An 8,685-nucleotide genomic window follows, 5' to 3' on the forward strand; every position below is an offset into this window, starting at 1 on the left:
TTGCAAAGCTCAACGGAAGTCACGAGATTTCGAATCGACGCGCAAGTCCATGCGCTGCAGATATTCGGCGACGACACTGACCGCGCCCTCGGCATTCTGGACGCGACCGCGGATGAGCAGGGCGGGAGCGCTCTGGGCCAGGCGGTGATAGCGGGTCCACAGGCCCACCGAGCAGACGACATTCACCATGCCGGTTTCGTCTTCCAGGTTGAGGAAGGTGACACCGGCGGCGGTGGCGGGGCGTTGGCGATGCGTGACGGCACCACCGACCAGAACGCGCGAGCCGTCGGGCACGTCGAGCAAACCGGCGGCCGGGACGACGCCGAGTGCATCCAGTTGCGGGCGTAGGAATTCGGTGGGATAGCTGCCCGGCGAGATACCGGTGGCCCAGACGTCGGCAGCGGCGAGTTCGAGTTCGCTCATACCGGGCAGGGCGGGGGCGGTGGTGGCGGCACCGGTGCCGGGAAGGCGGTCGGGCCGTTCCCCCGCCGCGGCGCCCGCCGCCCACAGCGCCTCGCGTCGGGTAATGCCGAGACAACCCAAAGCGCCTGCGGTGGCAAGGGATTCGGCCTGGGTAACGGTGAGTCCCACCCGTCCGGTCAGGTCGAGGAAGGAGGTGTACGGGCCGGCCGAACGGGCCTCGACAATGCGTTCGGCGAGGTCGGTGCCGATATGGCGGATCGCCGCGAGGCCGAGCCGCACCTCGTCCCCATGGTTTTCGAGCGTGGGTTCGGCGCGGCTGGCATTGATATCGGGTCCGTGCACCAGGACTCCGTGCCTGCGAGCATCGGCGACCAACGACTGCGGGGAGTAGAACCCCATCGGCTGGGCACGCAGCAATCCGGCGCAGAAGGCGGCCGGATGGTGCAGTTTGAACCAGGCCGAGTAGAACACGATCGAGGCGAAGCTCTGCGAATGACTCTCCGGGAAGCCGAAATTCGCGAAGGCATATAGCTTTTCGTAGATGCGGTCGGCAACTTCGCCGGTAATGCCGTGCAAGTCGCGCATGCCCTGATACAGCCGGTCCTTGAGGCGCTCCATGCGTTCCGGTGAGCGTTTGGAACCCATGGCGCGGCGCAGCTGATCGGCCTCGGCGGCGGTGAAACCGGCGACGTCGATGGCCATCTGCATGAGCTGTTCCTGGAACAGTGGCACACCGAGGGTGCGTTTCAGCGAATTCTTCAGCGCGTCATGGTCATAGCGCACCTGCTCGTCACCGTTGCGACGGCGGATGTAGGGATGCACCGAACCACCCTGGATCGGACCAGGGCGGATCAGCGCCACCTCCACCACCAGGTCATAGAATTTCCGCGGCTTCAGCCGAGGCAACGTGGCCATCTGCGCGCGCGATTCCACCTGGAACACCCCGACCGAATCGGCGCGCGAAAGCATCTCGTAGACAGCCGTTTCCTGCAGATCCAGCTGGTGCAGTTCGACGATTTCGCCCTTGTACTCGCGCACCATATCGATCATGTAGTGCAGCGCGGAGAGCATGCCGAGACCGAGCAGATCGAATTTCACCAAATTTATTGCGGCGCAATCGTCTTTATCCCACTGCAGCACGCTGCGGCCGGGCATGCGCGCCCATTCGACCGGGCAGACATCGGCGATGGGCCGGTCACAGATCACCATGCCACCGGAATGGATGCCGAGATGCCGTGGCAGCCCTTCGATTTCGGTGGCCAGCGCCAGCACTTCCGCGGGAATATCGGTGTCGGTTTCAGCACCGACCCCCGCCCAGCGACTCACCTGCCTACTCCAGGCATCCTGCTGTCCGGGCGAAAAGCCCAGTGCCCGTGCGGCATCACGGACCGCGGACTTGCCGCGATAGGTGATCACATTCGCCACCTGAGCGGCATATTCGCGGCCGTATTTGGTGTAGACGTGCTGGATCGCCTCCTCACGGCGATCGGATTCGATATCGATGTCGATATCCGGCGGGCCGTCTCGCTCCGGAGCGAGGAACCGTTCGAACAGCAGCTCAGCGGCGATCGGGTCGACATTAGTGATGCCGATCGCATAGCAAACGGCTGAATTGGCCGCTGAACCCCGGCCCTGACAGAGGATGTCATTGTCCTTGCAGAAGCTGACGATATCGTGCACCACCAGGAAATAGCCGGGAAACTTCATCTCGTTGATGATCGCGAGTTCGTGCTCGATCTGCTGATACGCCTCGGGACTTCCCGACGGTGGACCGTAACGTCGAGCGGCGCCCGCAAGGGTGAGTGCACGCAGCCAGGAAGCCTCGTCGTGGCCGTCGGGCACGTCGAACGGCGGCAGGCTCGGCGCGATCAATGTCAGATCGAAGACGCATTCGCGGGCGAGCGTCACCGCATTCGCCACCGCCTCCGGACAGGCGGCGAACAACTGCGCCATCTCCGCACCGGAACGCAGGTGCGCGCCACCGGTCGGCGCCAACCAGCCCGCGATATCGTCCAGGCTCCGGCGCGCTCGGATCGCCGCTAGCGCCATGGCGCGCCGACGCTGAGCGGGTGCGGCGAAATGCGCCCCGGTGGTTGCCAGCACGGGCAGACCGAGGCGATCGGCCAGGGCGATGAGGTGGGCGTTGCGTTCGTCGTCCTCCGGAATACCGTGATGGGTGAGTTCCACACTCACCCGGTCGGCGCCGAAGCGCTCCGTCAGATCGCGCAGGGCCGCCTCGGCTTGCCCGAGACGGGTGTCTCCCGCTTGCAGATCGCGGTCCAGGGCTTGGCGCACATGGCCTTTGCGACATCCGGTCAGAATGTGCCAGTGCCCAGCCGCCGCCGCGGTGAGCGCATCCAGGTCGTAGCGGAGGATGCCCTTCTCTCCCGCGGCCATATGCGCGGCCGCGATCTCGCCGGAGAGCCGGCGATAGCCCTCTTGACCTCGGGCGAGCACCAGCAGATGCGGACCGTCCGGATCCGGTGCGCCGGTGCGCGGCGCCGAATCGGGTGCGCCGATATGGCCGAGCGAATTCGCGAATCGCGGCGCGTCTGCCACAGTGCCGAGCGACAATTCGGCCCCGTAGACCGTCGGCATGCCCCATTCCCTGGCCGCCTCGAAGAAGCGCACGGTGCCGTAGAAGCCGTCGTGATCGGTGAGCGCGATCGCCTCCAGCCCGAGCCGCACCGCCTCCTCCACCATCTCCTCCGGCTGACTCGCACCGTCGAGGAAGCTGTAGGCCGAATGCGCGTGCAACTCCGCGTACGGCACCATCGGACCACCGGTTGGTTCGACCGGTTCGGGCCGATAATCCCCGCGCTTGCGTGACCACGCGGGACTGTCGCCGCCGTCGCCCGGATACATCGCATCCGGATTCGTCGGCCCTGGTCGACCCGACAGCACCCGCTCCAACTCCGCCCAGGTCGGCGGGCCGTTGCTCCAACCCATGACACATCACCTCCTCACAAACTCGAACATACATTCGAAACACGATGAAGGTGTGGACACCCGCCGAATCGGGCGGCCGAGTGTGACAACAGGTTCTATCTGTCACTTGCTTGTCGTATCTGCCACCGGGTGAGGTGCGCGGTGTCGATGTGCGCGGCAAGCCGGTCGGCCAGTGCCACCAGCTGTGGCGCAGCCGGATCTGATGCAGCGGACGCAAGGTGCGGCCCGTCCGGACCACTCAGCCGATCGTCAGTACGGCTTTGCCATGAACCCGGCGGCTGAACAACATGTCGACCGCTTCGTGAACACGGTCCCAGGAACCATGCCACCCGATCTGCGGATCGAGGGCACCGCCGTTCAGCAGGTCGACCAGGTAGCCGGTATCAGGCCCGAAAGGCCCCGACACCGTGAACGGTTCCAGGCGCCGGATTCCGCCACGCATCCGCATCTGCTCGAAATCGATAACCGTGTCCGCACGCGCGGCCATCCCGATCGACAGCGCCAAACCACCGTCCTCCAGCCTCGCGAACGCCTCGGCCAGCACCGCACCCCCGACATTGTCGAGCACGCCGAAGACCGGCTCGTCCGGAACCGCTGACCCGGACAGAACCTCGGCGGCCCCCAGCTCCCGCAGCCCCGCACCGCGTTCGGGCCGTCCCACCGAGGCGACGACATGGGCGCCGGCCCGAGCCGCCAACTGGACAGCGAACCGGCCGACACCCCCAGATGCCCCCGTGACCAGCACCCGACGCCCAGCAGCGGCCCGAGCCGCCGCACCGCTTGCAGCGCCGTGGCCCCGGCCGCCGGGACAGCGGCCGCCGCCGCCAGATCGACCGTACTGGGGATCACGGCGAGATCTGCGGTGTCCACGGCCCGGCGCTCGGCCCAGCCGCCAGTCCCCGCGAACGAGGTCACCCGCGTCCCGACCGGCGGCCCCGAACCATCGTCCGCGGCACGCACCACCACACCTGCCGCGTCCTTGCCGAACACCTGCCCCGGCCGCAGCTGCCTGGCAGTGAATGCAAGCTCCCCGAAATTCACCGCAGCGACCTCGACATCGATCACCACCTGCGAACGCTGTGGTCGCGGCTCGTCGACATCGTCGAAACGGACGCCGAACCCAGCAGCGGGGTCGTAGACCAAAGCACGCATCCTGCACCTCTCACTGAACTAACCGGTTAGATCAGTGAGAGGTTAACAGACTGAACTAACCAGTTAGAATTGGTGCATGGTGCAGCGTCCCCCCGCCCGCGATCGACTACTGACAGCCGCCCGCGAGCTGTTCTACGCCGAGGGCTACCACGTGTCGATCGATGCCGTCACCCAACGCGCCAACGTCGCCAAACCGACCGTGTACGCACACTTCAAATCCAAGGACGCCCTCATCGACGCCGTGCTGACCACGGCGAGCGACGAGTGGTTCATCGAACTGGACGCCGAACTCGAACGGCGCAACGGCGACCCGCTCCGGCGCCTGCTGGCGCCATTCGATCTCCTCGTCGCCGAACTACCCGATCCGGCGTATCACGGCTGCATCCTGATCAACAGTGCCGCGTCGTTCCTCTCCGCCGACCATCCCGCCCACCAGGCCCTTACCGCACACGACAACCGGATGCTCGAGGCGTTCGAGAAACTGGCCGCCGAAGCCGGCGCTATCCGGCCGCCCGACCTGGCGCGTCAACTGCTGCTGCTCTACACCGGCGTCAAGACTCGCGGGCTCGTCGACTACACCGGAGCCGCAGCCCACGATGCCTGCACCGCCGCAACCATCCTCATCACCGCCGCGCAGGAACCAGGTTCACCACACCGACAACCTGCCGCGAACGGCCGTCGGGCCAAGCACACTCAGTGACAGCCACAACCTACAAACGGTGACAACCATCGCCGGTAACCCCGACCGAAATCCCGTGTCGGCGGAATCCCCCAGCGACAACCAAAGCTGTCGTCACACCGAGAGCGGATCCGTCGACTTCTCGGCCAGCGCGACCTCGACCTTGTCCAGGCCGGAGCGGATCACGGCGCCATAGGCGTCGTTGGCGAGGACATCGAGGTGGCCACGAGCGATGGTCAACTGCATGTAGGCCACATCGAAGTCACCCACCCGACGGTGACTGTCGGCGAGATTGAGGTAGAGCGAGGGCAGGAATCCGCGTAGCCCCTCATCGAGCGGAACGCCGGGACCGAAGACCGCGGCCAGTGCGCGTTGATCCCAGCGCAGCGCACCTTCGGCCGTGCCCTGCAGATCGGCAAGGTGGTGCGCGATTACACAGCGCTGCAACGGATCTCCACCGCCGCCGAGCTCGCCCCACAGTTCCGCCAGCATCCGCTGCGCCGCCTCCGGATCACTGCCGGAGAGCCGCACCGCGGCAAAGATTTCCGCCATCCGATCGTCCGCCATGCGCAGAGTATCGCACATATGTTCGATAGATTCGAGAGCGATTCGAACACCTCGGCGCGGCCCGATTCGCACGCTCGATGCGACGAAGCACACTTGGCAGTAAACTTACTTCGAAGTAAGTTCATGCCGACCCGACCCGCAAAGGAGCAGCGATGACCCGAGCCTCCGCCGACGACGCCGACCTGCGCGAGCAGGTCTGGCGCAATCGCCGCGACCTGACGGGTCGGCATGTGCTCATTACCGGCGCGTCCTCCGGCATCGGCCGGGCCGCCGCGCTGGCCGTCGCAGATAAGGGCGCCATCGTCTTCCTGCTCGCCCGGCGCGCCGACGAACTCACGGCCGTGGTCGAGGAGATCCGGGCCGCGGGCGGCAGCGCCTACGGATATCAGTGCGACGTCACCGATTCCGGCCCCGTCGACCACACCGTCGAAACCATCCTGGACGAGCACGGCCACATCGACATGCTGGTGAACAATGCGGGCCGCTCGATTCGTCGCGCCATCCACCGCTCCACCGACCGGCTGCACGATTTCGAACGCACTATGGCGGTCAACTACTTCGGCGCGCTGCGATTGACGCTGGCTCTGCTGCCGCAGATGCGCGAGCGCAAGTTCGGCCACATCGTCAATATCAGCAGTGCGGGCGTGCAAGTGGCCGCGCCGCGCTACGCCGCCTACCTCGCGAGCAAGGCGGCACTGGATAAGTTCACCGAGGTCGCGGCGGTCGAAACCATGACCGACGGCATCACTTTCACCACCATCCACATGCCGCTGGTGCGCACCCCGATGATCACCCCGAGCGGCGATCAGGGTCCGTCGCAATCCCCCGAATGGGCGGCCGCCACCATTGTTCGTGCGCTGAGCGAACGGCCCAAGCGCATTGATGTCCCGCTCGGCACCTTCGCCGAATACGGTGCGCTGCTCACCCCGAAGCTGCGTGACCGCATCTTGCACCGGTACTACCGGGCCCTACCCGACTCCCCCGCCGCCAAGGGTGAGCAGGTGGATACCGGGGAACCAGCGCGATCCCCTGCGCCGCGACGTGAACCGCGTCAGCAGTCGACGGCCCGCCGAGTCACCGGCACCGCCCTGCGCCGCGCCGCGCGCTGGGTGCCTGGCACCCACTGGTAAGCCTGCGACCTTCATCCCGCAGGGGGCGATAAAGGTCGCCGCGAACGGAACATGGCTGCGGTGGATTTGTCGCAACCATGTCCCGTTCACCGAGGGCGATGCGGGTTCCGGGAGATAGGTGCGCCCCCGCCTCGAGCGACGGTCAGATCGTCCGGACACTACCCGCACCGCGGGCTTGGATCGAGTTGCGCGATGAGAGGTTCGGGCCGACCCGCACCGGTGTCCACGCCATCGCCGGTGGTCCGATCGGCGCATTTCGCAACGGGTCAGGCGTGGGTCCGTAGCGCGATCCAGGCGTTGGACTGTGCGGTCACCCCGTGGTCAATGGCTGGATCCGCTCGGCCACGACCGCGGTGACCGGTTTCGATGCGGCACCGCAACTGGCTTGGCGCGGCGGGAATTCGACGGTGCGAGTCGTCACCCGCCAGCGACGGCCGTCGCGATGGGTTACCACGGCAAGATCGGAATCGGTTGCGGTGGAATCGGTTTCGAGACGGATGGTGAGATCATCGAGACGTGCCGAAACGTGTTCGCGCACTGCGATTTCCGCGACCTGCTCGATCGGATGGTGACCGCTGCGACCACGCAGACCGGCCAACGAAACCGCATTGCGTCCCACGGCTTCGACCGCCGCGATGGCGGCCGCGGTATCGACGCGACCATAAGTCAGGCCGGAAGGCAACAACACCATGGCGGGCGCGAAGCGATGACCGCCGGTGTGCGAGCACTCCCAGACCCGGTCCGGATAGTCGGCGGCCAGATTCGCGGCGATCGGACGACCGAACAGCGCGCAGCACTGATCGCGTTTACCGTGCGCGCACACCAGAATCAGCGAATCACGCACGGGCGCACCGATTCCCGGCGGTGGGCCGTTCAGGAGGCCCAGGTCCAGGTCGAGCAGCTGCTTCAGGTCGGTGATCTCGAAGCGTTCGCACCAGAAGCCCTGCGGACGCGAACTGGCGATCAAAACCGTTCGAACACCGTTGAATTCATTGCGACCCGGCCGCCGGATCAGCGTCGGACGCACCTTTGCGGCAGCGGTGCGCGCGGCGAGCTCGGCAGTGATCTCCGGACCGAGCACTTCAGCACCGATCACATCCCGGCCCCACGCACCCGGCTGCTCGACGCACAACCACCCCGACACCCGAGTTGCCGTGCCGGGCAAGGGCACATCGATCGCGGCCGCCGCCGAACAGAGCATTCCTTCGAATCCGGTCATCGCCCGAACGCCCGTCGGTCGGCGAACTTCCACTGTGCGGCGTGCGCCACGACCCAGCCGCCCTCGGCCTCGGCCCGATCGATCTCGGATTGCTCGGCCGGATGCATCAGCCCCTGCGGCCGGCCCCCGTCCACCGAGGCATTATCGGCTATGAGCCAGTCGCGGAACGACTGCTCGTCGGGGAAGAACAGAACCGGACGGTCTTGCGCGGGCACCGCTCCACTCTAGATCCGCTGACCTGCGGTGGGCGCATGCGTCGCGAGGAACGGCAGCACGGTCGCCTCGAATTCGCGATAGCGGTCGCGGTGGATGCTGTGGCCACAGGTGAAGGCGGCCACCGCGCAGTCCGGGATGGTGTCGCGCAGCATCGCCAGCTTCTCCGGATCGACCATGCCGCCGGGGCCGCCGCGCAGCACCAGGGTGGGCGCGGCGATATCGGCGAGCCGTGTTTGTTTTGCCGCGCCTGCGGCGCGGCGTGTTCGCGGCCCCCCGCTGTCTCGCGTCCGAGCCGAACAGACTAGCGGCAGACTGCGCTTGCCGATGAAAAAAAAGCGCGGCGAAGGACC

The 8,685-nt window shown here is 66.4% G+C and carries 8 protein-coding genes; 2 read left to right on the plus strand and 6 right to left on the minus strand.

Annotated elements, in window-relative coordinates; translation table 11 throughout:
* Positions 1-9: 9 nt before the first annotated feature.
* On the minus strand, positions 10-3,372 hold the full coding sequence (locus tag AB0J29_RS34520; protein WP_364794971.1) for an error-prone DNA polymerase: 3,363 nt from the start codon (positions 3,370-3,372) through the stop codon (positions 10-12).
* A gap of 238 nt (positions 3,373-3,610) precedes the next feature.
* A complete protein-coding gene (locus AB0J29_RS34525; RefSeq protein WP_364794972.1) occupies positions 3,611-4,069 on the minus strand; it encodes a zinc-binding dehydrogenase in 459 nt (152 codons plus the stop codon).
* A gap of 531 nt (positions 4,070-4,600) precedes the next feature.
* Between AB0J29_RS34525 and AB0J29_RS34530 the strand changes: the two genes are divergently transcribed.
* Positions 4,601-5,224 carry a TetR/AcrR family transcriptional regulator gene (locus tag AB0J29_RS34530; protein ID WP_364794973.1) on the plus strand — a complete coding sequence of 208 codons (624 nt, stop codon included), beginning with the start codon at positions 4,601-4,603 and terminating at the stop codon, positions 5,222-5,224.
* A gap of 93 nt (positions 5,225-5,317) precedes the next feature.
* Here AB0J29_RS34530 and AB0J29_RS34535 read toward each other — a convergent pair whose 3' ends face one another.
* Complete coding sequence (locus AB0J29_RS34535; protein WP_364794975.1) at positions 5,318-5,770, minus strand: hypothetical protein; 453 nt, start codon at positions 5,768-5,770, stop codon at positions 5,318-5,320.
* 152 nt (positions 5,771-5,922) lie between these two features.
* Between AB0J29_RS34535 and AB0J29_RS34540 the strand changes: the two genes are divergently transcribed.
* Positions 5,923-6,900 carry an SDR family NAD(P)-dependent oxidoreductase gene (locus tag AB0J29_RS34540; RefSeq protein WP_364794977.1) on the plus strand — a complete coding sequence of 326 codons (978 nt, stop codon included), beginning with the start codon at positions 5,923-5,925 and terminating at the stop codon, positions 6,898-6,900.
* Positions 6,901-7,210: 310 nt separating this feature from the next.
* Here the strand turns inward: AB0J29_RS34540 and AB0J29_RS34545 are convergent, their stop codons facing one another.
* From AB0J29_RS34545 to AB0J29_RS34555, 3 genes are all read right to left on the minus strand, one after another.
* Complete coding sequence (locus tag AB0J29_RS34545; RefSeq protein ID WP_364794979.1) at positions 7,211-8,119, minus strand: sucrase ferredoxin; 909 nt, start codon at positions 8,117-8,119, stop codon at positions 7,211-7,213.
* Positions 8,116-8,334, minus strand: a complete 219-nt coding sequence (locus AB0J29_RS34550) for a hypothetical protein (RefSeq protein ID WP_364794981.1) — start codon at positions 8,332-8,334, stop codon at positions 8,116-8,118. Before AB0J29_RS34550 ends, AB0J29_RS34545 begins: the two co-directional genes overlap by 4 nt.
* Positions 8,335-8,343: 9 nt before the next feature.
* Positions 8,344-8,685 (minus strand): alpha/beta hydrolase (locus AB0J29_RS34555; protein ID WP_364794983.1); only part of this gene is annotated, 342 nt, incomplete at its 5' end.

The sequence above is a fragment of the Nocardia sp. NPDC049707 genome, from assembly GCF_040674855.1.
In the GTDB taxonomy this organism is placed as follows: Bacteria; Actinomycetota; Actinomycetes; order Mycobacteriales; family Mycobacteriaceae; genus Nocardia.

What these genes read in the sequence shown, in the direction of transcription:
- AB0J29_RS34520 (WP_364794971.1), bottom strand. Translation starts at nt 3,372, where the DNA reads ATGGGTTGGAGCAACGGCCCGCCGACCTGGGCGGAGTTGGAGCGGGTG.
- AB0J29_RS34530 (WP_364794973.1), top strand. Translation starts at nt 4,601, where the DNA reads ATGGTGCAGCGTCCCCCCGCCCGCGATCGACTACTGACAGCCGCCCGC.
- AB0J29_RS34535 (WP_364794975.1), bottom strand. Translation starts at nt 5,770, where the DNA reads ATGGCGGACGATCGGATGGCGGAAATCTTTGCCGCGGTGCGGCTCTCC.
- AB0J29_RS34540 (WP_364794977.1), top strand. Translation starts at nt 5,923, where the DNA reads ATGACCCGAGCCTCCGCCGACGACGCCGACCTGCGCGAGCAGGTCTGG.
- AB0J29_RS34545 (WP_364794979.1), bottom strand. Translation starts at nt 8,119, where the DNA reads ATGACCGGATTCGAAGGAATGCTCTGTTCGGCGGCGGCCGCGATCGAT.